Here is a 25,210-nt window from a genome sequence, read left to right on the forward strand (position 1 = left end):
ACCACTCATCGAAAAGCCGCGCCCTCTTTTCTCCGTCGCCAAATCGTACATTGAGAGACAGAGCTTTAGTAATCCGAAGGACCCATCTTTGGGAGCTATCGCTTCATCAATCCAAATTGGTTTTTTCTGCGTCGTCGGAGGTGATAAGGATGGTTTTGAGACCAGGGTTCTGGTTGGCCGCAAACTCAGCGACTTGCTTCCACCGTTCTGAATCGCCCCAGATGACGATGAGCTCGACGGGCTGCGCCTCAATTAGTTTCAGCGCTTCGGAAGTGCGGACCGAAACACTCACTTGAAAGCGGGTATCGAGCAGCATCTTCCGCGTGCATAGCGACTGGGGTTCATTTCCGAGCAGGAGTGCGCGGGGGCGCGTCATGGGCTTCTACTTTCCTTTTGGTGAGATGGCCTTTGCGCCAGAAGGAGTTGTACATCTCCACCCGACGCGTACCTCAAGCTTCAGCGCCCGTGAGCGGCAGATCAGTGGCTTCGGTTTGGAAAGTCCATCCCATAGCACGATCAAGCTCAGAGAGCTTTTCTTCCAGGCGGATGGCCATCAGTTCCGCCTCGTAGCGGCTCCGCACTACAGTTACAACCACTCTCTGATCAGTTTTCAAATTGAAGCGCACTACCGCGAAATGAGCCAGGTCATTGCTCGACATTGTGACCCCCGCGATATTTATACACGGCGATGACGGCCGGACCAGGGCCGAGGTTGATCGGGGGCCGATCTTTTCCTCAGATGAATACCTCACACCCTGGACTCGCTCGGTGAGCATCGAGGCGTCCGTAGGATCAGATGTAAATTGGCGCGCAAAAAACCGGAGCAGGCCTTGATCTGCTCCGGAACCCTTGGTTGTTCTTCTTTCTCTGATGATCGTAGCAAACATCCATAAAAATCGCGGCGAAAAAGCCGCGCGATTGACTTTATCGAGAATAACGTGACGAACGTCACAGCAGCGTGGTAGATTCGCGCGCAATCTACTATTACTTGCCCAGCCGAACACAAGCGACGGTGTGGCTTATGGATGCTCTTCAACGGCAGTTCAAAATCAGTGAGCTCAAGGCAAGAATTTGCCTGTACGAGCTGGAACACAGAGCACTTCTGAAAGAGCTCCAATTGATGAAGACCTCGACCGTTAGGCGCGCGAAGATCTACCGCCGCCAGCCAAGGCTTGCTTTCTATCACATCCAAGCAGTGAATGATCTCGCATGGTTCGAAGCGGAGGAACGGCTGAGACGGCTGCACCGGGGAAAACATCTCTGAGGGAACAATTTCGAAAGGCAAACACCAGGCTCTGAGCGGCCAAAAAGGCCTCTTAGGCATTGCAATATTGCGCGCGCGGAGTTGCGATGGCCAGCATCTGAGTAGATTGTGGGCAAGAGCGATCGATTGGCGGGCGCCGTCGCGCTGCCGGTGCTGGCCGCGTTCGGAGGGCTCTTTGTGCTCACGCGCCTTGCATTACAAGCAGTGCTGCGCCTTTGCGGACAGCAGATGATTTGGCCTCCCGCGTTGGTTGACGACAAGCCAGAGAGGCCTGGCTACACCAAGTCGGGACGGTCGAGGTCGGAACTTTAACGACCTCGTGCGTTCTCGAGCTTGAACAGCAAAGACGCGTCGAGATGGCTCACACTGTCTTGATCCGGTGGGCCGGATTCGGCCACTCAGTACCTTAGCAAATGTTCGCCTTCTCGCCTTTCCCGCTATCATCAGCAAGATGACATCCGAGTCGACCTCTGCCCAACCTGATGGCCTTTGGATAATCGACGCGAAAGGTGCGACCGTTTACGTAAATGAAGACATGGCAGAAATGTTAGGAACGACCCCATCTGACGTACTAGGTAAAGATTCGTTTCTTTACGTTTTTCCAGAAGACTTGGACGCGGCAAGAGCTCTTTTCGCTTCGAAGCAAGCCGGGAGTCGCGCTCCCTTCCGCTTCAGACTGCGACGCGTTGATGGCTATCCGTTTTGGACTGATGTGCAGGCAACGCCGATGCGAAATGCCGCAGGCCAATTCATCGGCATCGTTGGTTCGTTCACTGTCTCAGAGTTCCAGGGCGAAGAGCAATAAGGCCAAGAGAGTTGATCTGCATGCAAACTTAGTTATAAACGCCTCCATAACCGGGAGGCCGCTCGATGAACGAAAAGTCGTTGACGCTCAAGTCGAGACTCCGACGTTTTAACAATCCCGACCAGCAAAGGGGTATGGAAGTGCCCCCTGCGTTTGGATACTCCACCCCGCGTTCGCAGAGAGCGCGGGGATTTTTCTGCGCAAAAACACGAACACCTCCCAATGAGGACGGGAGGTGTTCTGGGTATGCGACGGGACCACCGGCACGACAAGCTAGGGAGGATGCCGCAAAACCAGTGGTCCTGCCTCCAGGGCTCAATCCGGAGTCGCACTCTACATTCCTAGATGAGATCCTTCAGCGCAGAGTTGTGTTTTCAGCTGTGTAGATCGCCTGGGAGTCCGCGAGGGTGAGGCAGATCACATCAGGCTGCGATGAATGATCTGGAGTGGCTGCAAGCGGACGAGCGTCTCAGGCGCCCCATTAGAACACTCCCGATTGCCAAAAAGATACCCCTGCGGAGGCAGGGGTCGCAAAGGTATCGTACTATCAGTTCGATTCACCTTTCCCAACGGGCGTTGTACTGCTGACCTTGAAGCCGCAACCTGTGGCGCTGAATACTAGTCCCGCAGAGAGTAGCGGGATTGCGTTGGCGGATGTCAAAAGGTTTGCACCTGTTGCATCAACGTAATTACACGTGCTCACGATTACAGAGTCTCTCAATCTCCTTGCGCGTGAGCTCGCGTTTCTGTTCGACGCACCAGGCTGACTGAATACTTTCCGGGCGCATTCCTTTGAAGTAATTGGACCGCACGCGGTGGAAGAGGATGTCACCCACACAATGAATATTGAAGCAGTAGCAGCCGAGCGGATCTTCGTTTGGTTCTTTCTTCGCTTTCACTTCCAGCTTTCCTTCACCGCAGCTATGCCTCGTCAATCTGATTTGCCAAAGGGCTTCGCCTAGGTACGTTCTGCTGCCTCATGCTGCGGAATCAGGGATTTCTGGGGCGCCGTCGCCTAAAGCGAGTAGCGTATGAACTCTTTCAATCACTTCGGTCGGGTAGATAGGCTTCGCAAGGATCTCGAATGTGTAGCCAAGCTTCCTAGCGTTCTCCAGTAGATCCGCCGTTGAGGCCACGCCTGACATCAGGAGGACCGCGCTGACCAGGCCTCTCCTGGTAACCTCGATGGCCAACTCAATGCCCGTCATACCCGGCATCATTACGTCAGTAATAAGCACGTCGAACGATCCAGCCTGAAGAAGCTTGAGAGCATGGGATGCGCTGTACGCCGCGACAGCCTGGAAGCCTTCTGCTGAAAGCACCATCACAAGCGTGTCTGCGATGATTTCGCTGTCGTCAACGACAACGACTGACCTCACCGAGTTGGAATCGGCTTGCACCCTAGCTGAGCTTAGATGCTTCTTTTCCCCCGCCGCAGCTGCGTGAGAACTGTGACATCCATGCTCCATCTGTAGCTTCCGCCTTCAGACCAGCTATGCGAAGCCGATCCTCGACCCCTCTTGAGCCCCGATCTGATAGGCCTCCTTGCCGATGTCTGACGGAGGCAACTCTAACCAGAGTAGGAGTCTCAAAACTGAAATACCTTTCAGAGCCTGATCTGAGGCTCCAACGACAGGACGAGAAGGAGCGTAAATGTTTCTTATAATCGGAGTTGTTCTGGCTGTCCTATGGCTTGGCGGTTTCGTTATGTTCCACACTGCCGGATTCTTGATTCACATCCTACTGATACTCGCGTTGATCTCCATCGTGTTTCACTTTTTGCGTGGAAGAACAAGAACGATCTAGAGCGCTTTTCCGGCTGGAGAGTTGCCAACAAGAGTGATCGCAATCGCGAAGGATGCTGCTAATGTCTTGGCCGAGCTCATTCCCCCTCCTTTCGTATAGATAATTGGTCTTACTCCGAGGGTTCTATGGTGAGACGCTTTCAGCAATAGAGTGCTTTCGTGAAAGCGAAAGTCTCGATCTAAAACTTGGAACCAACCAGGTTGGGATCGCTGCCCCCGGAATTGATGTGACCGCTTGCAAAGGTGCGTTTTGGTCGGTCAATGTTGGCCATCTTCAGTTTAGAGGCATAGCAGATGATCCTACGCATTTTGGGCTGCGCGTTCCTCGTTCTGGGGACGGTGGCGATCGTTTACCACCACGTCTGGGATGGTCTATTCTGCGCCGCGCTAGGCCTCATCTTGGTGATCATGCCGAAAACGAATTGAGGAGGGAAAGCCTTCCTGAATCGAAGGGGCATTCTCTTGAATCCTTTGACTTGAAAGGTTGGGAGACAAAAATCAAAATTCTGAATCAAACCTCTCGTAGAGGAAGAAAAACCATGCGACCTATCAAATGGTATCTAGGAGCACTCCTTATAGGAGCGACAATCGCTGCCCCAATAGTGAGCACCGCCAGGCCCATCTTTCAAGACAGGGATGACCAAAGACGGGAGGAGACTAGAGAGCAGCGGTACTATGACCGCCAGCACAGGGATTATCATGTCTGGAACTCCCGCGAAGACGAGGCATACCGCCGCTATTTGGCGGAAAAGCACTATCAGCAGCGACGTGCTTTTGCTGCACAGAGACGCCGCCAACAACAGGAATATTGGAATTGGCGTCACGAACATCCGGATGACGACCGGGATAGACACTAAAACTCCTGGTTTGATCCACCCGAGTGTAAGAATCGTTCGTTGAGTCTTTCCGAGACCGCGCCGGGTTTTATCACACGGCGCGGTCTGTGTGAGGCGAAGTTAGAGCCCTACCCGCACGACCTACCGAGAGTCCTTGTCGTTCCGTTTTCACCCTATTCTCACCAATCGGGCATTTGCTGCGCGAGAAGCCGCTCGAGTTCCTTACTCTCCGCAAGCAATTCCCGGAAATAAGCAGCCTCTCGTTGTGCCTCCTCCGAGCTGCAATGAACTCTCCATGCGTAACTCGGACGCAAGGGTCGAAGAGCATTTTCCTAGGTTGAACACTCCCTTATACGGGGGTAGATCCCTGGACGCTTTCACGGGTGATAGCGATTACGGTGATGTCGTCTTGCTGACCGTATTGTCGGGCGCTGTCAGCGATGCTCAAGGCACTCTGGGTCGAAATCTGGCGTGCGCGGTCAAATCCGAAAAGCTCACCTTTCGTGTTCTCAGCCTCGATTACGCCGTCAGAATAGAAGGTCAGACGGCTGCCAGGAGGCAGGTGAAATCGAGTTGTTTCATACTTTGTGCCACTAACAACCCCAAGTGGTAGTGCGCCGGGAAGCTCAACTTCCGCGCCGTCCAGATACGGGGCTAGGTGGCCAGCATTGGCCGCGCTCACCTGGCCATCGACATCGATATGGACAGCCAAGGCTGTCGAGAAGCCGCCGCGAGTTCGACCACAGAGATGCTCGTTCAATCTGCTAAGAAGCAATCCCGGTGTGTGGGAGTTTTCGGCTGCGGTGCGTATCGTTCCGACCAGGAAAGAGACGAGCATCGCGGCAGGCAATCCCTTCCCTGCCACATCGCCTATCACGACCAATAGACCATTTTCCGATGCTGGCAAGATTTGGAAGAAATCACCACCTACCCTTTGAGCGGGCTCATAGACGCTCTCGATCGCGAAACCGGAAAGGTTCTCGATCTGCCCGGGCAAGATCACCGTCTGAACCTCGCGAGCTGCGGCGATCTGTTCTTCAAGAAGTGTTTGCTGACGGCTAACTCGATTGGATCGAATGAGAATGATCAACGCGAGGGTAACAGAAGAAAGAAGTTCCGCCAACTGTCCTGTGTCAATTGTGAAGGGACCAGCAACCATCACCGCTATAGAGGAAATGATTCGATTTACACCACCTAGGAAAGTAAATTGGGAGGCCGCGGCGTCAAGCCAATATGCGACTGAAGAGAAGCCAAACAACATGACCGGGACAATTAGCAGCCCTTCAAGCCGTCTGGTCCCCCGTGCGGATTTGATCAAAATCCAAGGGAGAATAACCATGGCCAGAAGAACAAATGGCGCGTAGGCTATGAGGAGCTGCGCATAGATGAGACCGCCGAAACGCTGTTCGATCTCGACCCACAATGCCGCGAGGCAAGTGACGATGAGATAAATTTGCATCTTCCATCCCACTCGATATCCGACGAATGCACAGATCATCCTCGCCCAGAAGTATGGAAGCGCCAGGCGTGCGATGAAGACAAACACCCACCAGCGTACCGGGAAGGTGTGCATCAAGGAATAAATGGATAAGGGAATCAGCGGAAGAACATTTAGGTTTGCAAGAAATAGCCAAAGGTACTCGCGCCGCTCTTGCTGCGTCGCGTAGAGAAGCAATGCACCTATGCACACACACACAGCAGCTGAAGCATCAAGCCCAAAAAGGAGGTTCGCCCCAATGATCTGAAGCCACATCCGTTCCCGCAAGGATTTCTCCTGGCCAACGGTCAGGTTTTGGCTAGCATAGCCCGGTTGGGGAAGTGCCCAGTCGCTTTTGGAGATGTGAACCCTTAGCGCGATTACGAGAGAACCCGAAGCAAACTGATTCTTTGGAATGGGCAGAATGAAAAATGAACTCGGGTCGTAAGGCACGAACGGAACGATTCTGCCGACGCTAAGGAGCTTCACGCCGTTGGAGTAGATTTCAAAAGCGCTCGAAATGTTGTTCTCCAACAGGGCAAGTGCGGCTTGATCTTGAGCAACTTTCAAATGAAGGCGATACCAAACAATGTCAGGACGGGTATTGGGAAAGAATTTGGACAGAGAATCGCTCGAAGCATCAAAGAGCTGCCATTGGGAATCATCGAAATCTGGGTGAGCAAAGGCAGGGTCATCTCCCGATTCAACTAACCATCCATGAGCGAGCTCAGTAGAAACTTGGAGGTTAGTTGCGTCGAAGACGCTAGTCTGCTGCCCTGAGACCCTGATGCACGCGGGGGTCAAGCATACTAAGCACAACAACAATCGGAAAGCCCGGAATCGAAACGGACATGATCCTGCAACCAGCAAAATCTCTCGCCTCCTGGGGATTGCTTCAAGCTAACACTGAAGAGACGAGACTCCCATTTGATTCTTGCGCATTGGTTAACTCCAGGTCGGGTACTAAGGGGCCGTTCTCGCGGTCAGAGAACTAGCTGGTAGGGCAGAACCGTCCCATCAGTAAGCGCTGATACGCTCAGGACTGGTGTTTTGCTCTGCATCTTTCGTGCCCTTCTCAAGGGGGTCAGGCCGCCCTGTTTCCTAATGGCATCCCTGGCTTCGATCTTGCAGGGGAGTGGGAACTAGTTCGTAGAAAAATCCCATTGCACATGCAGATCGATGTGGGTAAACTGAGCAACACTTGTTGGTGTGCAGCAGTCAAGAATCTGTCGTGGTAAGGACCGGCATTTAACTCCTGAATGCCTTGAACGGTGGGCGAGCTCCCGCCTCCGTCTTTCGCCCATCGGCAACCATCTTTGTTTCCCAAATTACGGGTATGAGGGTTCCCATGCGCGTTCGTGTTTGTGTACTGCTTCTAATCGTCTTTGCCGCTTCCAGTGTTATGGCTCAAGTGATCTTTTCCAGTTCCAAAATCGACTACTCAAAAACTCCCAACCAAGTAACTATCACCGGTCAAGGCTTTAAGCCTCAGAGCGCAGCTCCGACAATCGCTATGTTGGGGCAAGATCTTCTTGTTCTGTCATCAACGAACACCTCGGCTGTTGCAAATCTGCCCTCTGGGCTTGTCGCAGCCTCTTACGGAATCAGTATCACGAACAGCAAAGGGCAATCTGCGCCAGGGGTCATTGTGAATGGCGCGATCGGACCGCAGGGCCCCATGGGGCAGCCAGGAGCAACAGGACCTCAAGGCACACAGGGGCTGCCGGGACCTCAGGGACCTCAGGGTCCGCAGGGAGTCCAGGGACCCGCAGGTCCGGTCGGGGCACAAGGGCGGCCAGGAACGAACACCACCGCAATCGCTCTTTTTCGCAACTATGAGGCCAATCAGGCCGGTGTAACGTTTTCCGTGGGTGCTTTTCCGTACAGCGCAGCTTTCGATGGTGAAAACATTTGGGTCACCAACTTGAACAGTAACTCAATTACGAAACTTCGAGCGAACGACGGGGCTAAGTTGGGCACATTTGACGTGGGGACCAATCCGTGGGGTGCCGCATACGACGGAGTGCACGTATGGGTCAGCAATGCAGGAAGCCAGAACGTCACCGAACTGCAGGCGAGCGACGGCACAGTTTTGGGAACATACGCCGTCGCCGGGAATCCGGCAGGGATAGTTTTCGACGGCACTTACCTATGGATCGCTGGACAGCAGTGCAATTGTGTGACAAAGCTACGTGCGAGCGATGGAACGAACGTTGGGACTTTTCCAGTCGGTCCTTTCCCAGTTGACGAGGCCTTCGATGGTGCAAATGTGTGGGTCGCAAATCGCGACGGCAACAACGTCACCGAATTGCGGGCCAGTGATGGTGCGGTTTTGGGGACCTATCCGGTGGGAGCTGGACCCCAGGGGATTGCATTCGACGGGGCACACGTTTGGGTGTCAAATTCTGGGAGCAACAACATAACTGAACTGCAGACTAGTGATGGCAGCCTGGTAGGTACGTTTCCAGTTGGCAGTACTCCGTTTGGCGTGGCGTTTGACGGAGGGAACATTTGGGTTGTTAACAGCGGCGAAGCGACCGTCAGCAAACTTCGCGCACACGATGGGAGCGCGGTCGGCAAGTTCACCACTGGAAATACTCAGTATGGCGGTCGCGTCGGCTTCGACGGGGTGAACATGTGGGTGACCAACGCTAGCGATGGGACGGTGTCGAAGCTTTAGCCACTACGCTGAAGGCAGACGGGCGGGTGCCCTAAACCATGTCGCTTTGATGAGGTTAATGTTCATTCCTGCCGGTCCTGGTGCTCGAAAGATTCATCCACAACCTCTGTGGCCACCGGTCCAGCCCTTCGACCGAACGCCAACCGCATCCAGACGAACTGCACAGCACGGAACATCGGGGACACCACCTACACGGATTGTCACTGAGGGCTGCCCGATGTCGGCAATCATAGTGGGGCAGCCTCCAATCTGAATCAACTCTCAGCGCCAGAGCAATAACCGGCAAATGTCAGAAGCCGCAACAAGGAGGCGTGAGCTAAAGTAATTGGGGTACACACTCCCATGCAATCCCAATGCACGTCGGGCGTTAGGGACTAGAGAGATTCAACTACGACTCTGACAGTCCCCCCCGCATGTAGTTCTTCCATGATCCTGTCCGATTCTCGTGTGCGCTTCAGCGAGTCGTTGACTTTTCGTTCTGTGGCATCCAGTAGCGACCTGATGGACTGGTCTGAATGCCTGGATTGCCTGAGCGCAGCCTGAGTCAGTCGAATCTCCTGCAGGATTATCTCAACTTCCGAACTCAACATATTATGTGCGATGAAGACAAGGCCGCAAAAGGGTGCTTTTTGGCCCTTTATCAGGTTAGCTGCCTGGCTATTCTCAGCCGTGAAACACCAATGTCGACATGTGTAAATCTTCGCCTTTTCTTTGCCTATAATCCCTTGCATGGGTTTGGATGTCGGAGGCCGCCATGATCGCCCTGACTGGCCGAAGATGGGGCCATCACTGCTGATCGCTTCTTGCCTCATCCTCGCCATACGAACGGCGAAGTGGAAGCCAAACCTCGATCCTTCTCTCGCTCATCAAGAAATGGATGACGAGATCCAATTTGCGACCAGCATGGCGCACCGGGTTTTCGCTTTGCTCATCACGAAATATGAAGTGATGTTCCCTCAGAAGAAGGAGCCCTGGTATCAAGCAAACGATGAGGATGTCAGGCCCTAGACCATCCCCACTCGAAATCATCGGAGTTCGCGGACCAGAAGCCGCTCAATTTCTTTGCACTCACGCAACAACTCCCGGAAGTGAGCAGCCTCTTCCCGCGCCTCTGCCGAGAATCGTCCATGTTTCCAATGCGCCTGCTTGATTCTGGCAAGCCCCGCCGCTGTCCGTGGCCCCGTGGAGCGCCCTCCGTGCATTCGGCATCGCTTCTTACCTCGGACGGCTGGAGAGCCGCACGGAGCGCCCCTGCGAGTGCGTGCACCGCATCTAGGCGCAGTGCTGAAATCTCCGGGAGGGTTTAAGTTCCTGAGCCAGCCTCGTCGCTTTGCATGGGGTTCATCTGCTGTTTTTTCAGGCATTCCCCACCCCCGTACCCTTGCTCACGGTTCCCACAATCGCCTGTCCGCCAGCTTGGACGGTGACGTGTTCCACGGTCATCTTTTGCTGTCCGCCTCCCCGGTACGTTCTGAGGCATTCAGAAATCATCGCAAACGCCCTTAGGAGCTTCGTGGCCCGATTGACGTTACGATCCACTCCGTCTGTAGTCTGGTCGTCCAACATTCCTCTTCGCATGAACTCCATACTCTGACTGTGCAGCGCAACCAGTTGCGAACACAGCATTACTTCCATCCCATCACGCGGAGAGAGAGCTTCCACCCCATCCAACGCGAGATTCAGTGCCTCTGGAGTCTCGCCTTTGCCGCGTGTGTGCGGCAAGGACCGCACGAGTTGAGCATGCCGAATGTTGTCTAACGACGTGTTTTCGTACGTCGTGGACTCAGACTGCCTATTTGAACCTAGGAACACCTTCTCAACCCTTCGCGCCCCAGCAACGTTTATCGCCAGCTCACCCTGATCGTTCAGAAAGTATCTGGGAGAGGCGGACGAAGCCGAAGTATCACGTGGGCTCAAAGCTGATTTCTTGTCCTCCGCAGACGGCTCACTCGTGCAGACTTTCCGCTCCTCTTTTAGTTTCGATCTCGTCATCGGAGTCCTACTAGCATTTTAGGACAATTGACGTTTCGATACGAAGGCAAATCACTCAGGGCTAGAATATGAGACAACCGGATAGCTTTTGGCTGATCACCTGAAGTGACAAGGTGGGGCGCCTTCCCGCCCCGCCTTCCTGTTTCCTTGCAAACCGGGAAGGTCACGGAAGGGTGACAAATGCTGAGGGTTCCCGACGATAGGAATCCGTTCAAGTGGACTGAAATACACTTGCTGGCAAAAGCTAAGCTGGCATCGCTTGACACGGCGATTCGCAAAGAAATTGATGAGTGCCCCGACGAACTTCCACCCAATCTCGGCGGAGCAAGACACCAGTTTTTCGTTCTCCTCAAGGAGCGCGCGGTTGACTGGACCCTACGGGCCAAAAACGCCTACTTAGATTGCCTTACTGAAGTTGGCCGCGAACCCTCTCAATCCATCCGGCTTTCGATATGGCAGAACGGATTGCGTTGGTTTGTCTCTGAGAATGTGAATGAGTATCTGATCCTTGCCTGCGGGATCACGAAAGAGGAACGGAAACGGGCGATTGGCCCAGAACCTGAACGTAGTACACCCAAGATGAAAGAGGTGATCTTCACGCTCCATCAGATCGGAGGCGTTGTTCAGGCTGTATTCAGTCAGTTTCAGGCGGAGATGAAGAGCACTGGAAATTGGCTAGCTGACACGCAGCAACTCATGATGGACATCCGAAAGAACAATCCTCATCTGAAGGAGGACATCTTTGTAGCCGGACGGGGCCGCGCGTCAGTTCCGCCAGCTCATCCGGAAGCGCGTCTGAACACTCCCGACCTGCCCGCCAGCTCACCGTGGGAACAGCTTTCCCTCGAGTTTTCCAGACTGGCCAGCGTGGAAAAGAGTGTGCGCGTGGCTCCTATGAGCGTAATTGGCATCCCTGAATTGAACGCTTCGAGTGACTTGTCGGAATGGACCTTTAACGACGCACTTTCAGAGCATTTCAGAGCGCAATTCGAAGTTCTAGCTTCGAGAGCGGGAAATGCGCTTGCACCTCTTCCAGTGAATGCGAGTCCCTTTCAGTATTGGCTGCATCGGTTGTATCAGCACCTCCGTCAGCACAGAAGCAAATACAGCCGCTATTACACCAGCTCAGAGATGGAAGCGCCGCTCATCGATAGCGTGTGCGAAGCATCAAGCACGTTCTGCCTTCGGCTTCAACAGCAAAAACTAGAAGGCAAATCAAACAATATGGAACTGGCTGAGTACTTTCAGCAATGGATCGAGAACAATTCGGTCAGCGTGTCAATTCCTTCCAATGTCTCAGACCGTCATCGAATTTCGACGGTCGCACAGTGCGCAACCGTTTCGATTCCCATCCATTTCCTTTCCATTCGACTGCTCAGAATCAGCTTGCCACGCGGAAGTACAGTCTTCCCTTCACCCCGGAGATTGTTCGATCAAATAGCAGAGAATCATGGACTGATTTGGGTGATTACGCGCGATGGCCTTTGGATGGCTCAGCAGCCTCCGAACGAAGAGTATATCGACGCTCATGGAATGCCCAGATGCAGCACTCCCATGGAGAAGCCCACTTTCCAACCACCTCACCGCCCGAAGCCGAAAGGATCGCATTCAAGCTTTTCCCGCAAACCAGCCGGGCGAAAGCCGACGCGAAATCCAGGCTTCGTCATATTCGTTGCGGGATTATGGAAACGGCATCAGGATTCCTCTAGGCGCGTCAGCGATTCTTCGCTCAAACAAATCGCGACAGCGTTGGACCGTTCCCTTTTCTCAGATCCAGCCGAATGGCTTGAAGGAACCGCGGCGAGAAACCTAAGAGAACACAACCGGAACTTCGGCAACTCAAGAAGGTTGATCAAGAACTGGGTTGAACTCGTCGCGAGCAACGAGCCGAACTTCAAACCCGCGATGCGAAAGCTTTTATCCAGATGCGCTAATGCGCCCGGAAATCAATTGCCGGATAAAAAGTGAGTTCCCACCGACAAGTCAGTATTTCGCGGATTTCCGCATGCGTTTTCATCCGCAATTGATTCGCGGATGATCTCGGAGATTTTCAGGACGTATCGCTTTGGAGTCTCGTTTTCTCAAGGCATAGAAAAACCGCCCGCTGCAATGAGGACGGTTCTTCAATTGCCGAACTAAAGTTCCCGCGCTGATCCCTCGACAAGACGGGCGGAAACGGAATCGAGCTTCCAATGCAATTAGACCCCAAATTGAATCGTGCCGCAAGCCTTCGTCTTGCGCGTGCAGTCTCCCACATCCAAAGGGCCGGAAAGCAGCTTTCAGCCGCTACGCATGCCGTCCCCAACCGCTACCATCAAAACCAACTCCGTCGCCTCGCCATCGACTTGCGAAACGTATCGTCACCGATTGCCGGCCTTGCCTCCGTTCTCAAGCGCGGAGGTGATCGATGAGCAAGTTCTGGCGGGAACATCCCGCGACACCTCACCAACAGGCTTTGCCGTTCAACAAAGAACGGAGACGGCGAAAGAGCCTGACCCAGGCAGATGTGCTGATCGGAATGCTTCGAGATACCCGGTCAAAGCGTATCGCCCTCGAACTTCCCGAAATCATGAAAGCCGGAATCGCTCAGCATGGCGCACGGTTCAAGGAAATCAGGGAACAAGGGTTTGAGATTCGCAATGAGATGGAGCGCACCTCGGAAGGGGTCATCCAATCCCGCTATTGGCTCACATTCGACCCGGAGGTGGACGCGCGATGAGTAACCTCTCGGATCGAGTCGAATGGGAGGATTACCCCCGGATCGTACCGGGGGAATACCTCGCCCACTGCTACTGGGGGAAGAGATACCGTGACCCAGGGTTCAAGCGCTGGACGTGCTTGCTGCGTTGGGACGTGCTCTCAGAAGATGCGCAGCGCATCGTTTGCGAGTGTGTACCACTCTGGTTTGCGCTGGGGGTCGGAGAGAAGCCTCGCGCATCTCGACGGGGAAAATACCTCAGCGAGTGGGTTCGCGCGAATGGCGGGCCACCAGCGCGCGGGGATCGCCTGTCTCCGAGCGTATTCACCAAAAGAATTGCGCGCGTCGAAATCGGGGATGCAAAAAGCTCTGCTCCCTATTCTGTGGTGCGCCGCATCATTCATTGGGAAACCGGCCCTTCCCGTCAACTCGTCAGAAAGTCAACCAGTCAAGGGAAGCAAGGGAAAAAGGGCCTAGAAACAGGGGGTTCGCGATGAGGTGCGCAGCGTTTTCCTGTCTCTGTTTCGCTGTCTTCTGTCGATTTGTGCTTCGGCCCTTGCCGGGGTCGAGGGTGAACCTCAACTCAGAACACACCCAAGGGGCAGGCATCCGTTCGCGCGGCGTGCCTGCCAAAGGCAAGATACACAGGATTCAATATCCGCCGTCTGTTTTCAAACCATCAGGCAAGCTGCTCAATTGCGCTACGGTTACGGTAACCGCTGCTCACCTGCAAATCATTGATTTCATAGTTAGTAAAGGAGGCTGCTGCCCGAATGCTGCCCGATAACGAGAAAAGCCGCCCTAAACTTGCGACGGACAAACTTAGCTTCTTTGAGGTAATCGACGCGGCGGAACTTGCAAGTCGCTGGAGCATTCCGAAGACCTGGATCTTGGAGCAGACGCGTTCCCGTGCTTCCGAGCCGATCCCTTGCGTACGTCTCGGGAGATATGTCCGCTTCGAATGGGACTCTCCAGCGCTGTTGAAGTGGTGGCAGAGTAAGCGGAGATAGTTCACTCCAGTTTAATTTTCTTCTTGTCTAACATAGCGGTAAGTTAGATAATGACTACGTGGCAAAGAAACCGAATCCTCACGCAGTAGCCCTCGGAAAATTGGGCGGAAAGGCACGGGCCGCAAGGTTGTCCGCAGAGGAACGCGCTGCAATTGCCAGCAAAGCGGGAAATGCGCGAACAGAAAGTCTCACGGCCGTCGAACGCTCGCGCATTGCAAAGTTGGCAGTGAAAGCCCGAGAAGAAAAAAGAGCAAGAGAGTCAGGAAAGGAGAAGAAATGAAACGCAAGAGAGAGCAATCCGGCCAGATCTTCCAGAGTCATGGAGCTTGGTTTGTGCGCTTCTATGAGAGCCGCGTAATCGATGGCGAAGTAAAGCGCGTTCGAGTATCGAAACAGCTGGCAGAGGTGACAACACGCGGGAAGGTCCCGCCGCACGCCGTTACAGAGCAGGCGAAGGATCTTGTCGCCGAGGTCAACCGTCCGCGGTGCGCTCCTCAGAACGTTGTGAAACTCGGGGATTTCGTGGAAAAGGTCTACTTTCCCAGAGTCGAACAGCGTTTGCGTCCGTCGACGCTCAAAACATATCGCGACATCTGGATGATTCACCTTAAACCCCGCTGCGCGCAGGTCTGGATCAAGGACGTCCGGACCTATAATGTTCAGAACTGGATGGATGACATCGCGCTGCCGAGCCTTCTGGGGCGCCACACTTTGAAACACATCAAGAGTTCCCTTAGCGCTATTTTTAAACTCGCCAAGCAGCAGGGATACTTCGCCGGGGAAAATCCCGTTCGTGACACTGCGATCGACCCCGCCGTGAAGGAGCCGGCAGAAACCTATGCATACAGCCTAAGCGAGATACGCGCAATGCTCGCCGTCCTCCCCGAGCCGGCGGCTACCATCTTCGCTGTCGCGGCGTTTACAGGGCTGCGCCGCGGGGAGATCCGCGGGATGCGGTGGGAGGATCTTCGCAACGGCGAAATCCATGTCAACCAGTCGATCTGGGAAGGACACACGACGAAGCCAAAGACAAACCTGAGCATGGCTGCGGTCCCGGTTATCAAGCCGCTTGGAAGGATGCTCGAAGCTCATCGGATGCGCAGCGGAAGCCCTGAGTCTGGTCCGGTGTTCGCCGCCGTTAATGGCAAGGCAGTGAGTCTCAACAACGTGCTGACGCGCAGTATAAAGCCTGCTCTGAAGGGCGCCGGGCTCGGAGAACTTTGGCACGGGTGGCACGCCGCCAGACGCGGACTAGGCAGCAACCTGTATGCCCTGGGCGTACCGGAAAAGACAATCCAAGTCATTCTCCGTCACGCGAACGTCAGCACCACATCGACGTATTACATCAAGTCCGCACCAGCCGATGCTGTCGCCGCGATGGACCGGCTCGAAACTGCCCTTCCTGAATTGGGCAGCGATTGGGCAGCAGACGAAAGCGATATCCGCGCCTCTGTCGCCGTAAATTAAAGAACAGTAAGTCTTTGGAATGGTGACCCCGGGAAGATTCGAACTTCCGACACGCAGTTTAGGAAACTGCTGCTCTATCCACCTGAGCTACGGGGCCACTGGAGGTCAGCATGTCCAGTCTATCGCGGTCGACACGACCAGAAATACATGGACCCAATGAAGAATGCTGCACGGCTGCCATCCGCGATCCGCGAGAGCCATGAAGGCATGCTTCTCCGGATCACGGCGCTTCCACCGTCCTCTTCAACTGCCCGCAGGCCGCGTAGATATCGCGCCCGCGCGGCCGGCGGAGATAGACCGGAACGCCTTCAGCCCCGAGCGCTCTTCGAAACGTCTCGACTGCATCTTCAGAAGGTGTTGAGTAAGGAACGCCCGGCCCTGGGTTCCACGCAATCAGGTTTACCTTCGCCGGCAATCCTGTCCGTCGCACCAGCCGAGCCACCTCTGCTGCATGCTTTGGCTGATCCGTCACGCCTCCCAGCAACACGTATTCAAAAGTCACGCGCTCCCTCGCCCGCAACTTCACTCCGCGCACGGCATCGACCACCGCCTCGATTGGCCACTTGCGATTGATCGGCATCACCTCGCTGCGCACCTGATCGTTGGGCGCATTCAGGCTGATCGCCAGCTTCGGCCTGATTTCGGCCGGCTCCTGCGCGAACCGTTCAATCCCCGGCACAATGCCCGACGTCGAAACCGTCATTCGCTGCGGACTTAGCCCGACTTCTTCTACCAGCAGACGGACTCCCTGCATGAAATTGTCGTAATTCAGAAACGGCTCGCCCATCCCCATGAAGACGAGGTTCACGCGATCTTTTCCGATCTCGACTCCGTGCCGGTCCAGCACAGCGACGACCTGGCCCGCGATTTCTCCCGCTGTTAGATTCCGCTGCAAACCAAGCTTGGCGGTCAGGCAGAACTGGCAGTTCACCGCGCATCCGACCTGGCTCGAAACGCAGATCGTAGCGCGATCCCAATTCCGGCCACCCCCCTCCCCGCCGGCCTCCTCGCCCGTCGTGTCCCCTGCCTCGCCCTCATCCCCCTCAGGCATCCAGACGGTTTCCACAGTCAGCCCATCAGCTGGCCCCTGAACCAGGTACCTCTCCGTACCATCTACTGAGGTAAAGACCTGCACGAGCGAAGGACGCCCTACCTGCCACCCTTCTTCCCGGAGCTTTTCGCGCAGCGCTTTCGGCAGCGGCGTAATGCCCTCAACATCAACAATCCTTTGGCGATAGATGGCCTCCGCCACCTGCTTTCCGCGCCACTTCGGCTCGCCGAGCGAGCCCAGTACTTCTCCCAATTCGGCAACATTCATGCCGAAAAAACTTCTCAGGCTTCCACCAGCCCGGTTTGTAGCGTCTAATGGGATCAGTTGTGGGTCTGCGGTCACGGCTGGTTTCAGCATAGAGCTTTTCTATATCCCTTGCAGCCTCCCGCAACCCTTAGCTTTCAGCTCTTCTTTTTCGTTAGACCACGGCCGGTGAACGGGCAACCATCTACGCCCAATTCGCCTTACAATCAGAATCCGACTGGATACGATGAACACACAGCGAAATCTTCGCCGTACTGTATTGCCCAATGGCCTGATCGTTCTGACCGAGCGCATGGAACATGTCCGCTCCGTCGCCATGGGTGCATGGATCAAATCCGGCTCGCGCTGCGAGGCACCCGAAATCAACGGCATCTCCCACTTCGTCGAACACATGGTCTTCAAAGGAACCCGCTCGCGCTCCTCGCTCCAGATCGCACGCGAGATGGATTCGATCGGCGGCAACCTCGACGCCTTCACCGGCAAAGAGACCATCTGCTTCAACGTCAAGTCTCTCGCCGATCACGTGCCCATCGCGCTTGATGTTCTGGCCGACCTTGTGCTGAATCCGACTTTCGCGTCCACTGAGATCGAACGCGAGCGCGGCGTCATTCTCGAAGAAATCAAAATCGACGAAGACAATCCCGACGTTCTGGTCCACGAACTCTTCACCCAGAACTTCTGGAAAGACCACCCGCTGGGCAAGCCGATCCTCGGCACCACGCAGACCGTCGGCCGGCTCGATCAGCAGAAACTCTTTGACTACCACGCGGGACGTTTCCGTGGCGGTAACATGATCTTCTCCGCGGCGGGGGACCTCGAGCACGATCAGTTCGTCGAGGCGATTGCGCAGAAGTTCGCTCCGCTGATGCCAGGTGAGCCCGCGTTCGAGTCGCAAACTCCCCAGGCAAGCGCGCGCATCCTGCTACAGAACAAGAAATCGCTCGAGCAGGTTCAGCTCTGTCTGGGCGTGCCGGCGCCGCCCATCACCGACGACAACCGCTTCGCCACGCTCATCCTCAACACCATCCTCGGCGGCGGCATGAGCTCCCGCCTCTTTCAGACCATTCGCGAAGAGCGCGGCCTGGCCTACGCCATCTACTCCGACCTCAGCCCGTACAGCGACACCGGCTCTCTGTGTGTTTATGCGGGAACCTCCGCTGGCAAGGCTCTCGAAGTCGTCGACCTCGTCATGGCCGAGTTCAACAACCTCAAAGAGAACCCGCTCAGCGATGAAGAGCTCCGCCGCGGTAAAGACCAGCTCAAGGGCAACATTCTCATGGGCCTCGAGAGCTCCAATTCGCGCATGGCCAACCTCGCCCGCCAGGAGATGTATTTCCACCAGTTCTTCACTGCGGAAGAGGTCATCGCGCGTATTGAAGCCGTCACAGCCGAGCAGATCCAGACCATGGCAAAGCGTCTCTTCGTTCCCGACCGCATCGCCATCACTCTCCTCGGCCGCTTGAACGGCATCAAGCTAACGCGCGACCGTCTCGTGTGCTGAAGAAAGCTCTCAGCCATTAGCTTTCAGCCCTCAGTTCTAAACGACTGCCGCAAAATCGTCGCTCATTCAACACGCTGAAGGGTGACAGCTGAGGGCTGATAGCTGGCGGCGCCCTCGAGCGCTCCCTTCCCCTCCCGCGTCTATAAGTTGTACGATTTCTCGTGTGGGCGGCCACATCCGTCTGCCTTCAGAGGACTGAGACCAATGAACAGCAAGTTTTTCGAGTCTGCCAGGCAGCGCTTCCGGCGTGCCCGTGTCGAAGAAGACGGCTTCACGCTGATGGAACTTCTTATCGTCATCTCCATCATCGTCATCCTGATGCTGATCGCCATACCGACCGCCAACACGATCCGCAAACATACCGACGAAGTGTCCGCTCAGAAATCTCTCCAAACCATCGAGCAGGCCGAGTCGATGTACGTCACGAACTATCCGGTGCAGGGCTACGCCTGCTCGCTACAAGCCCTGGCCGGCGAGCCCAATGCAGGACCGCCGAGTCCTACCAGCGCCCAGCTTCTTAACGGACAAATCGCCACCGGCATCAAGGATGGCTACATCTTCAACATCACAAATTGCGTGAAGTCCACCTCGAATAACAGCGAACGCATCACCAGCTACACCATCACGGCGACTCCCGCCACCGTAGGGAAAACCGGCGACCGTGGCTTCTGCGTTGAAGCCGGCGGCGCTATCAAAGCCGACCCTGCCGGCGGCACTAACTGCACCCAGACGGTGCAATGACAAAATCGGCACAACTGCTGGTCAACAAGAATCATGGGTGTCCCATCCTAAACGCGCCTTTTGCGTTTAGGGTGGGATACAAAACACTCATCCTCTCCGTCTTTCTTCTTTTCGGACTCTCCATCTCCGCCCAGCAACCCTCCACCCACGACCTCGCCCAGCGCGTCGACCGTCACTACAACAACCTCAAATCCCTCAAAGCCGACTTCACCGAATCCTACGAGGGCCTCGGCCGGATGCGGAACGAATCAGGCACGCTCCTTCTGCAAAAACCGGGGCGCATGCGCTGGGACTACTCCCGCCCCGCCGGCAAGCTCTTTCTTCTCGACGGCAAGTACGCCTGGTTCTATTCCAAAGGCGATCCGCAGGTGCAGCGCATCGAAGCCAAAAAGCTCGATGACCTTCGTTCCCCGCTCCGCTTCCTCCTTGGCCACACCCAGCTCGAAAAGGAAATCGACCACCTCGCAGCAGCGCCCGCTCCCAACGGCAACTTCACGCTCACGGGTATCCCACACAATCAGGAAAACCGCATTCAACACCTCTCACTGACGATTACTCCGGAAGGCACCATTACCGGCATCGAGATCCAGGAGACCGATGGTGCGGTCACCCGTTTCGCCTTCTCGAACGAACAACCCAACGTCCCCATCCCTCCCTCCACCTTCCGCTTCACCCCACCACCCGGCATCCCCGTAATCAACGCCATGGGGCCTGCGTAGAGCATCTCCCCCAGGAATTGCCTGTCCCGCACCCCGCAACGCGTGATATGTTGCACCCATCCCCGGCAGTTCGATGGCAACGCACGATTGCCTGCAAATCGGAGAGGTCCATGGCAACCGACGCAGTTCTCTCATCCGCATCCCCGCGGCCCCGCACATACAGACCCGTCAATCGAACGCTTGAGCGCGTCTTCTATTCCGGCATGGCCGCCCTGCTATGCATCTGCGTCTACATCGGCTTTGGCCCGACTTACTTCCGCGCGGGAATGATGCGCGCTCCTCTTCCCAGTCCGATCCTGCACATCCACGGCGCGGCCTTCACACTCTGGATGCTCCTGTTCGTGGTTCAAGTCGCGTTCATCTCCGCGCACCGCGTCAGGTGGCACCGCTCCCTCGGCACTGTCGCTTTCTGCCTTCCGCCCATCATGATCGTCCTCGGAGTCATCGCCGCCATTGACGCCCTGCATCGCGGAGTCCGCATCGGCCCACTCGACCCCGCCGTATCCTTCGCCATCCCGCTGATCGGCATCTCAGGTTTCACGGTCGTCATCTTCGCCTCTTGGCGAGCCCGTCGACGCCCCGACGCACACAAGCGACTCATCCTTATCGCTACGATGGGACTCGTCGCCGCCGCCTTCGGCCGCTTTCCGTGGGATCGCGTCGGTTTCCCGCCCGCCGCCGGCGCTGTCACCGGACTCGGCGTTCTCCTCCTGATCCTCATCGCATTCGAGTTGATGACACTTCGACGCGTTCACCGCTCGACCATGTGGGCAGCACCTCTGATGTTCGCCTCCGTCGCACTCGCCGTTCCCATTGGAATGACGCACGCCTGGCACGCCTTCGCCGCGCTCCTGTGAAACGGCACGGGCCTCCACATCTCAATTCTGAGATGCGGGATCGGTGCTCCGTTCATAGCGACAGTCTCGCGATAAGCGGGCGAGAAATCCACCTACATTGATCCCCTGCTACAATCCCCGCATGACCGATGAGTACCTCGCGAAGATGCTTGGCGTCGCATGCGAGCAGGCTGAAGCGCAAGGTGCCACGCTGTTCGTAGTAGATCAAGACGTTCTCAAGCCATACATCATCTACAACCTTCCTGCCGAGTACACGAAGGGAATCGGAACCGTTCGCGTAGGCGAGCAGTGCTGCGGCCGAGCCGTAGCCCACAAGCGTCCTTGGATCGTGACCGACATGCTCACCGATCCGCTCTTCACCGACGGGCGCAAAGGAGCCACCGACTCCCCCATTCGCGCCGCCTTCTCCGTCCCCGTGATCGACGGTGACGACGTGATTGCCTCGCTGGCCTGTCACTTCACCAAGCCGCACACGCCCTCGCCCCTCGACATCGAGCGCAACGAGGTTTTTGCCAATCTCTTCGCCATCTCCCTCCGCGGCCGCCGGCCCTTCGTCATTGAAAAGCCGATTCACGTGCAGTCACCTGATCGCCCAGCGATCGCCGCGGACTGATTCCTATCTCATGCCATGCTCTTCATCGCAGCATCCTCGCAATGAGCGGGATCCGAGCCGATCGCTTGCGTCATTCGATCGTTCGGACTCCCCTCCCGCGAGTCATACCGCTTTCGGAGTAGAATGACGTTCTATCAATAGAATCAATTCTGCGGATCGCAAGTCACAATCGCTCGGATGACCTCAGTTCTGCAAAAGCGAGCATCGCGAAGAATCGGATCGTGGTTGAAGCGAATGCTGGCTTCGCTTTTATGGACGCCGATCTGCGCCGCACCGGCACGCGCTGATTCTGTATCCCCTGAATATCGCAACCCCCTCCCCGTTCAGCTCGTCAGCTACATCGACGTACACCATTTCCATGCCGGTTCCACCTTCTTCGTGAAAGTCCTCGACGACTGGTCGGGACTGGGTTGTTCCTTCAGAAGCGGTCAGATCCTCGAAGGTAAAATCGTTCTCGCCACCCCGCGGCGCAAGCACGAGAATCCCTCGCAACTCGCTGTCTCCTTTGATAAAACTCCCTGCCTTTATGACAAGGTCACGATCGATCTTGTCCTCGCCGCCGCCTTCTTCGACGCGAGTGCAAATACTTCCACCTCGTCTTTCCCCATCATGCGCTCTGGCGTGGCTCAAGGATCAGGGAGCGTCGCCCAGAAGACCTACAACATCGGTGCGCTCGAGCTGGCCTCAGTAGGCAAGGGTCGTGAGCGTCCCAATCTGAAGGCGGGTGACGTCAAAGGACTGAAGGGCATCACTCTCCGCATGGGCGCCGGTCCCGGCAGGAGTTCTATCCTCGAATCAACCACAAGCGATGTATGGCTCGACAAAGAAGCTGTATTGATTCTCGTACCCCCGTCTGTCGCGTTCCAGCGCGCCTCTGCTCCGAATGACGAAGTGAATCGCTCACCGGCCAGCACCCCGGTCGCTGAACCCGGCGAGGGCCACAGCGTCAGCAATATCGCGACTAGCATCGCCTCGAAGGCACCGGAACCTCCTGCGCCCCCGCGCGAGTTCCTGCCATGCAATCCGCCAGAATGCACCGTCGACTTGCCGCTGACTCCATCAGAGGGCAGGGCGTCTCAATCCATCGCGATGCAGCCGCTGGGATACGGCCCTCGGCCACAAATGGAGATCGGAGAGCTGGACAACGACGATGCGCTCGCATGGCTCGGCGACCATCAGCTCATGGTGGCCTTCAATCCGCACAAACTCATTCAGCGCGATCCCGCGAAGGCCTGGTCAGATACGCTTCGGCGCATCCACGCCGTTGTCTTCGATCTGAACACCAGAAAGGTCGTCAGCACCGCCGACTGGAGCCTCTCCGATCGCCAGCCTTATCTTTGGCAGCTGTCCTCCAATCGCGTCCTCGTGCACGTCGAGAACGAACTCCGCATCCTCGACGAAGAAATGCAGGTAAAGGCGCGCATTCCGCTCGACGGTCCGCTGGCCTTCGTACGCGTATCACCGAACGGCGAGTTGATGGCCTTTGCTGTGACGCACGAGCGCCACACGCCCGAACTCCATGCAAAGCTGCGGGAGGCTCTCGCGAGCGATCCGGATGAAGACGTCTCCATTCGCATCCTCGACAAGAACTTCGAGACAGTAGCTCAGGCCGCGTCGTCTCGGGCAATCATGCCGCCCATCCTCCTCAACGAAGGCCAGGTCCGCATGCTCGCTGCCCCTGGCGCGAAATATCGCCTTGAGATGATTCCGTGGCGGGGCGAGGCCAAAACGATCGCGCGCTTCAGCTCAAGCTGCCTGCCTTCCGTGTCGAGCTTTGCCCCTGATCTCCTCTTTGTCGGCACGTGCTCGCCGCAGAATCGCGAGCATGAGTACCGCGTGCTCCGGCCGAGCGGAGAAGTAGTTCTCCGCGGCAACTCCGATCTGCAGAACTTTGGCCAGACAGTGATCGGAACAGATCACATGTTCGCCGTTAAAGTCCTTCATGCCGGCCGCACCATCGTCGATGGCTCCGCATTTCGTGGCGACGATCTCGATTACGCGGAGGTCCGCATCTTCAGCCGCGACGGCCGGAACCTTAAGTCAATCCAGATCGCGTCGCCGCCGCCAAGCCGCGGAGCGTTTGCGCTCTCTTCCGATGGAACGCAACTGGCTGTTCTCGCTAACTCGGCCGTCAGTCTCTACCCGGTACCGTAGAAATTTGCCTGCCCAAGGCTTTTGCCATAGTTAGCCTTACCTCTGCTTGCTCCAATCCATCGGCCCTTCGACAAACCGCTTATGCAGCGTAGCCAGCAACTGCGCATTCCCTGCAAGCAGATATTCGTACGCCTTCGTCCACTCATCCCCGCTCTTCCATCCTGATTGCGTCAGGCGGACCACCGTTCCGCTTCCGCGTGGTTCGAAACTGAAGACAGCACGCGTTCTCTGCGCCCGTACCGCCGGAAACTTCTCGGGCGCCAGAGCGGCGATCACTAATTCCTTTTCCGGCACAAAGCTCTCAATGGTCCCCCCACCTGTCCCTCCGCCCGGGAAGTGCACCATCCAGTCTCCACCCGGTTTCAAATCGACCGTCGCGTTCGGAAATAGCCACGAGCTTAACCCCTCGCTCGTGGCAAACGCATGCCAGACGTCGCCAACAGACGCCGGAACCTCCACCTCGATCGCAAACTTCTGCGGCGGTTCGCTCACCTTCGCCTTCGCATCCTGGGTCAAGGCGAACTGGGCCGGAACAACGCTGATCAACAGCAACATGAGAAGAATCTTTGTTTTCATCATGGCACTTAGTTGAACGATCAACTAAGATACTGTCAAGAGAAAAGTCATGGGAGCCCCTAAAAACGCCGCCACCCGCGATCGGCTCATCGACTCCGCCCGGTTCCTCTTCTGGGAGCGTGGCTACGCCGGCACCAGCATGTCAGAGCTTCTCGCCCACGCCGAGGTCAACTCCGGCAGCTTCTACCACTTCTTCGACAGCAAAGAAGCCCTCCTCCGCGCCGTTCTCGAGCAGTACATCGAGTTGCTCCGCCCGGTGGTCGTCAATCCGGCTTTCTCCGCGAGTCCCCGGCCACTCGAGCGCATTTTCGCCATCCTGGCCGGATACCGTGAGAGCATCCTCACAACCAAGTGCACTTTCGGCTGCCCGCTCGGTCGCCTCGCTCTCGAAGTCGGCCCCGAGAACGCGCCGGCACACAAGCTGATTGCACAAAACTTCCAAGGCTGGATCGAGGCGGTCCGCGAATGTCTTGTCGCGATGAAGCCCTCACTGCCCCGGGGCACCGACCTGGACGCGCTCGCCACGTTCATCCTCGTCACCATGGAAGGCGGCGTCATGCTCTCGCGCTCCTACCGCTCCGTTGATCCTTTCGATCGTGCCGTTGAACAGCTCCGGGAGCACTTCCGACTGCTGCTGGCGGCCGCAAAAACAAAGAAGGCGCGCTGAGCATCAGCACACCTTCTCGTTTTCGCAACACCT

24 protein-coding genes and 1 tRNA gene are annotated in these 25,210 nt (G+C 56.2%); 17 read left to right on the forward strand and 8 right to left on the reverse strand.

Features of this window, described 5'->3' with window-relative positions:
- Window positions 1–106 precede the first annotated feature (106 nt).
- Window positions 107–376, reverse strand: coding sequence for a response regulator (locus tag DHV10_RS06545; RefSeq protein ID WP_109485445.1), 270 nt, complete (start codon window positions 374–376; stop codon window positions 107–109).
- On the opposite strand from DHV10_RS06545, the gene DHV10_RS26945 reads away from it, so the two are divergent.
- From DHV10_RS26945 to DHV10_RS28170, 3 genes are all read left to right on the forward strand, one after another.
- Window positions 375–692, forward strand: coding sequence for a hypothetical protein (locus DHV10_RS26945; RefSeq protein WP_162601256.1), 318 nt, complete (start codon window positions 375–377; stop codon window positions 690–692). The genes DHV10_RS06545 and DHV10_RS26945 overlap by 2 nt on opposite strands.
- 680 nt (window positions 693–1,372) lie before the next feature.
- Entirely contained in the window at window positions 1,373–1,576 is a 204-nt protein-coding gene (locus DHV10_RS06560; RefSeq protein ID WP_109485448.1) for a hypothetical protein, read from the forward strand.
- A 139-nt stretch (window positions 1,577–1,715) separates the two neighbouring features.
- Window positions 1,716–2,069, forward strand: coding sequence for a PAS domain-containing protein (locus tag DHV10_RS28170; RefSeq protein ID WP_162601257.1), 354 nt, complete (start codon window positions 1,716–1,718; stop codon window positions 2,067–2,069).
- A 977-nt stretch (window positions 2,070–3,046) separates the two neighbouring features.
- On the opposite strand, the gene DHV10_RS06575 is transcribed toward DHV10_RS28170, so the two are convergent.
- Window positions 3,047–3,538, reverse strand: coding sequence for a response regulator transcription factor (locus DHV10_RS06575; protein ID WP_109485451.1), 492 nt, complete (start codon window positions 3,536–3,538; stop codon window positions 3,047–3,049).
- A gap of 184 nt (window positions 3,539–3,722) precedes the next feature.
- On the opposite strand from DHV10_RS06575, the gene DHV10_RS06580 reads away from it, so the two are divergent.
- Both DHV10_RS06580 and DHV10_RS27945 read left to right on the forward strand, forming a co-directional pair.
- Window positions 3,723–3,875: a lmo0937 family membrane protein gene (locus DHV10_RS06580; protein WP_109485452.1), complete on the forward strand. Its 153-nt coding sequence runs from the start codon at window positions 3,723–3,725 to the stop codon at window positions 3,873–3,875.
- A 293-nt stretch (window positions 3,876–4,168) separates the two neighbouring features.
- Window positions 4,169–4,300 (forward strand): hypothetical protein, encoded by a 132-nt coding sequence (locus tag DHV10_RS27945; RefSeq protein WP_275425892.1) that lies wholly within the window; start codon window positions 4,169–4,171, stop codon window positions 4,298–4,300.
- A 759-nt stretch (window positions 4,301–5,059) separates the two neighbouring features.
- On the opposite strand, the gene DHV10_RS06590 is transcribed toward DHV10_RS27945, so the two are convergent.
- Window positions 5,060–6,991 (reverse strand): PP2C family protein-serine/threonine phosphatase, encoded by a 1,932-nt coding sequence (locus tag DHV10_RS06590; RefSeq protein ID WP_162601258.1) that lies wholly within the window; start codon window positions 6,989–6,991, stop codon window positions 5,060–5,062.
- Window positions 6,992–7,865: 874 nt separating this feature from the next.
- Here DHV10_RS06590 and DHV10_RS06595 point away from each other — a divergent pair.
- The gene (locus tag DHV10_RS06595) at window positions 7,866–8,867 is read left to right on the forward strand and encodes a YncE family protein (RefSeq protein WP_162601259.1); all 1,002 of its coding nucleotides are present in this window, start codon (window positions 7,866–7,868) and stop codon (window positions 8,865–8,867) included.
- 729 nt (window positions 8,868–9,596) lie between these two features.
- Window positions 9,597–9,875 (forward strand): hypothetical protein, encoded by a 279-nt coding sequence (locus DHV10_RS06605; protein ID WP_162601260.1) that lies wholly within the window; start codon window positions 9,597–9,599, stop codon window positions 9,873–9,875.
- A 17-nt stretch (window positions 9,876–9,892) separates the two neighbouring features.
- Here the strand turns inward: DHV10_RS06605 and DHV10_RS28175 are convergent, their stop codons facing one another.
- Entirely contained in the window at window positions 9,893–10,231 is a 339-nt protein-coding gene (locus DHV10_RS28175; protein ID WP_420818736.1) for an HGGxSTG domain-containing protein, read from the reverse strand.
- On the reverse strand, window positions 10,224–10,598 hold the full coding sequence (locus DHV10_RS26950) for a hypothetical protein (protein ID WP_162601261.1): 375 nt from the start codon (window positions 10,596–10,598) through the stop codon (window positions 10,224–10,226). Before DHV10_RS26950 ends, DHV10_RS28175 begins: the two co-directional genes overlap by 8 nt.
- A 441-nt stretch (window positions 10,599–11,039) precedes the next feature.
- On the opposite strand from DHV10_RS26950, the gene DHV10_RS06620 reads away from it, so the two are divergent.
- The 3 genes from DHV10_RS06620 to DHV10_RS06635 all read left to right on the forward strand — a co-directional run bounded on the left by DHV10_RS06620 (window position 11,040) and on the right by DHV10_RS06635 (window position 16,034).
- On the forward strand, window positions 11,040–12,827 hold the full coding sequence (locus DHV10_RS06620; protein WP_109485459.1) for a hypothetical protein: 1,788 nt from the start codon (window positions 11,040–11,042) through the stop codon (window positions 12,825–12,827).
- A gap of 439 nt (window positions 12,828–13,266) precedes the next feature.
- Window positions 13,267–13,578, forward strand: coding sequence for a helix-turn-helix domain-containing protein (locus DHV10_RS06625; protein WP_109485460.1), 312 nt, complete (start codon window positions 13,267–13,269; stop codon window positions 13,576–13,578).
- Window positions 13,579–14,843: 1,265 nt separating this feature from the next.
- A complete protein-coding gene (locus DHV10_RS06635) occupies window positions 14,844–16,034 on the forward strand; it encodes a tyrosine-type recombinase/integrase (RefSeq protein WP_109485462.1) in 1,191 nt (396 codons plus the stop codon).
- Window positions 16,035–16,054: 20 nt separating this feature from the next.
- On the opposite strand, the gene DHV10_RS06640 is transcribed toward DHV10_RS06635, so the two are convergent.
- Together DHV10_RS06640 and rlmN are read right to left on the reverse strand one after the other, a co-directional pair.
- Window positions 16,055–16,131, reverse strand: a tRNA-Arg gene (locus tag DHV10_RS06640).
- A 123-nt stretch (window positions 16,132–16,254) separates the two neighbouring features.
- On the reverse strand, window positions 16,255–17,352 hold the full coding sequence (rlmN, locus tag DHV10_RS06645; protein WP_109485463.1) for a dual-specificity RNA methyltransferase RlmN: 1,098 nt from the start codon (window positions 17,350–17,352) through the stop codon (window positions 16,255–16,257).
- A gap of 223 nt (window positions 17,353–17,575) precedes the next feature.
- Here rlmN and DHV10_RS06650 point away from each other — a divergent pair, with 223 nt between their 5' ends.
- The 6 genes from DHV10_RS06650 (at window position 17,576) to DHV10_RS06675 (ending at window position 23,934) form a co-directional block, all read left to right on the forward strand.
- Window positions 17,576–18,850 (forward strand): M16 family metallopeptidase, encoded by a 1,275-nt coding sequence (locus DHV10_RS06650; RefSeq protein WP_109485464.1) that lies wholly within the window; start codon window positions 17,576–17,578, stop codon window positions 18,848–18,850.
- Between the two features lie 204 nt (window positions 18,851–19,054).
- Window positions 19,055–19,591, forward strand: coding sequence for a prepilin-type N-terminal cleavage/methylation domain-containing protein (locus DHV10_RS06655; RefSeq protein WP_239461308.1), 537 nt, complete (start codon window positions 19,055–19,057; stop codon window positions 19,589–19,591).
- Window positions 19,588–20,310, forward strand: a complete 723-nt coding sequence (locus DHV10_RS06660) for a LolA family protein (protein WP_109485465.1) — start codon at window positions 19,588–19,590, stop codon at window positions 20,308–20,310. Before DHV10_RS06655 ends, DHV10_RS06660 begins: the two co-directional genes overlap by 4 nt.
- Window positions 20,311–20,420: 110 nt before the next feature.
- Complete coding sequence (locus tag DHV10_RS06665) at window positions 20,421–21,167, forward strand: hypothetical protein (protein WP_109485466.1); 747 nt, start codon at window positions 20,421–20,423, stop codon at window positions 21,165–21,167.
- A gap of 121 nt (window positions 21,168–21,288) precedes the next feature.
- On the forward strand, window positions 21,289–21,780 hold the full coding sequence (locus tag DHV10_RS06670; protein WP_162601262.1) for a GAF domain-containing protein: 492 nt from the start codon (window positions 21,289–21,291) through the stop codon (window positions 21,778–21,780).
- A gap of 234 nt (window positions 21,781–22,014) precedes the next feature.
- Complete coding sequence (locus tag DHV10_RS06675) at window positions 22,015–23,934, forward strand: hypothetical protein (RefSeq protein WP_109485468.1); 1,920 nt, start codon at window positions 22,015–22,017, stop codon at window positions 23,932–23,934.
- A gap of 36 nt (window positions 23,935–23,970) precedes the next feature.
- Here DHV10_RS06675 and DHV10_RS06680 read toward each other — a convergent pair whose 3' ends face one another.
- The gene (locus DHV10_RS06680; RefSeq protein ID WP_109485743.1) at window positions 23,971–24,510 is read right to left on the reverse strand and encodes an SRPBCC family protein; all 540 of its coding nucleotides are present in this window, start codon (window positions 24,508–24,510) and stop codon (window positions 23,971–23,973) included.
- Window positions 24,511–24,559: 49 nt separating this feature from the next.
- On the opposite strand from DHV10_RS06680, the gene DHV10_RS06685 reads away from it, so the two are divergent.
- Entirely contained in the window at window positions 24,560–25,177 is a 618-nt protein-coding gene (locus DHV10_RS06685) for a TetR/AcrR family transcriptional regulator (RefSeq protein ID WP_109485469.1), read from the forward strand.
- Window positions 25,178–25,210 lie beyond the last annotated feature (33 nt).

Source organism: Occallatibacter savannae (assembly GCF_003131205.1).
GTDB classification, from domain to species: domain Bacteria; phylum Acidobacteriota; class Terriglobia; order Terriglobales; family Acidobacteriaceae; genus Telmatobacter; species Telmatobacter savannae.

Coding starts and splice junctions, on each gene's coding strand:
- DHV10_RS06685 (WP_109485469.1), top strand. CDS start 24,560: ATGGGAGCCCCTAAAAACGCCGCCACCCGCGATCGGCTCATCGACTCC.
- DHV10_RS28175 (WP_420818736.1), bottom strand. CDS start 10,231: ATGCCTGAAAAAACAGCAGATGAACCCCATGCAAAGCGACGAGGCTGG.
- DHV10_RS06650 (WP_109485464.1), top strand. CDS start 17,576: ATGAACACACAGCGAAATCTTCGCCGTACTGTATTGCCCAATGGCCTG.
- DHV10_RS06595 (WP_162601259.1), top strand. CDS start 7,866: ATGGGGCAGCCAGGAGCAACAGGACCTCAAGGCACACAGGGGCTGCCG.
- DHV10_RS06605 (WP_162601260.1), top strand. CDS start 9,597: ATGGGTTTGGATGTCGGAGGCCGCCATGATCGCCCTGACTGGCCGAAG.
- DHV10_RS06575 (WP_109485451.1), bottom strand. CDS start 3,538: ATGGAGCATGGATGTCACAGTTCTCACGCAGCTGCGGCGGGGGAAAAG.
- rlmN (WP_109485463.1), bottom strand. CDS start 17,352: ATGAATGTTGCCGAATTGGGAGAAGTACTGGGCTCGCTCGGCGAGCCG.
- DHV10_RS06545 (WP_109485445.1), bottom strand. CDS start 376: ATGACGCGCCCCCGCGCACTCCTGCTCGGAAATGAACCCCAGTCGCTA.
- DHV10_RS26945 (WP_162601256.1), top strand. CDS start 375: ATGGGCTTCTACTTTCCTTTTGGTGAGATGGCCTTTGCGCCAGAAGGA.
- DHV10_RS06660 (WP_109485465.1), top strand. CDS start 19,588: ATGACAAAATCGGCACAACTGCTGGTCAACAAGAATCATGGGTGTCCC.
- DHV10_RS06655 (WP_239461308.1), top strand. CDS start 19,055: ATGAACAGCAAGTTTTTCGAGTCTGCCAGGCAGCGCTTCCGGCGTGCC.
- DHV10_RS06670 (WP_162601262.1), top strand. CDS start 21,289: ATGACCGATGAGTACCTCGCGAAGATGCTTGGCGTCGCATGCGAGCAG.
- DHV10_RS06580 (WP_109485452.1), top strand. CDS start 3,723: ATGTTTCTTATAATCGGAGTTGTTCTGGCTGTCCTATGGCTTGGCGGT.
- DHV10_RS06675 (WP_109485468.1), top strand. CDS start 22,015: ATGCTGGCTTCGCTTTTATGGACGCCGATCTGCGCCGCACCGGCACGC.
- DHV10_RS06620 (WP_109485459.1), top strand. CDS start 11,040: ATGCTGAGGGTTCCCGACGATAGGAATCCGTTCAAGTGGACTGAAATA.
- DHV10_RS06680 (WP_109485743.1), bottom strand. CDS start 24,510: ATGAAAACAAAGATTCTTCTCATGTTGCTGTTGATCAGCGTTGTTCCG.
- DHV10_RS28170 (WP_162601257.1), top strand. CDS start 1,716: ATGACATCCGAGTCGACCTCTGCCCAACCTGATGGCCTTTGGATAATC.
- DHV10_RS27945 (WP_275425892.1), top strand. CDS start 4,169: ATGATCCTACGCATTTTGGGCTGCGCGTTCCTCGTTCTGGGGACGGTG.
- DHV10_RS06665 (WP_109485466.1), top strand. CDS start 20,421: ATGGCAACCGACGCAGTTCTCTCATCCGCATCCCCGCGGCCCCGCACA.
- DHV10_RS06635 (WP_109485462.1), top strand. CDS start 14,844: ATGAAACGCAAGAGAGAGCAATCCGGCCAGATCTTCCAGAGTCATGGA.
- DHV10_RS06625 (WP_109485460.1), top strand. CDS start 13,267: ATGAGCAAGTTCTGGCGGGAACATCCCGCGACACCTCACCAACAGGCT.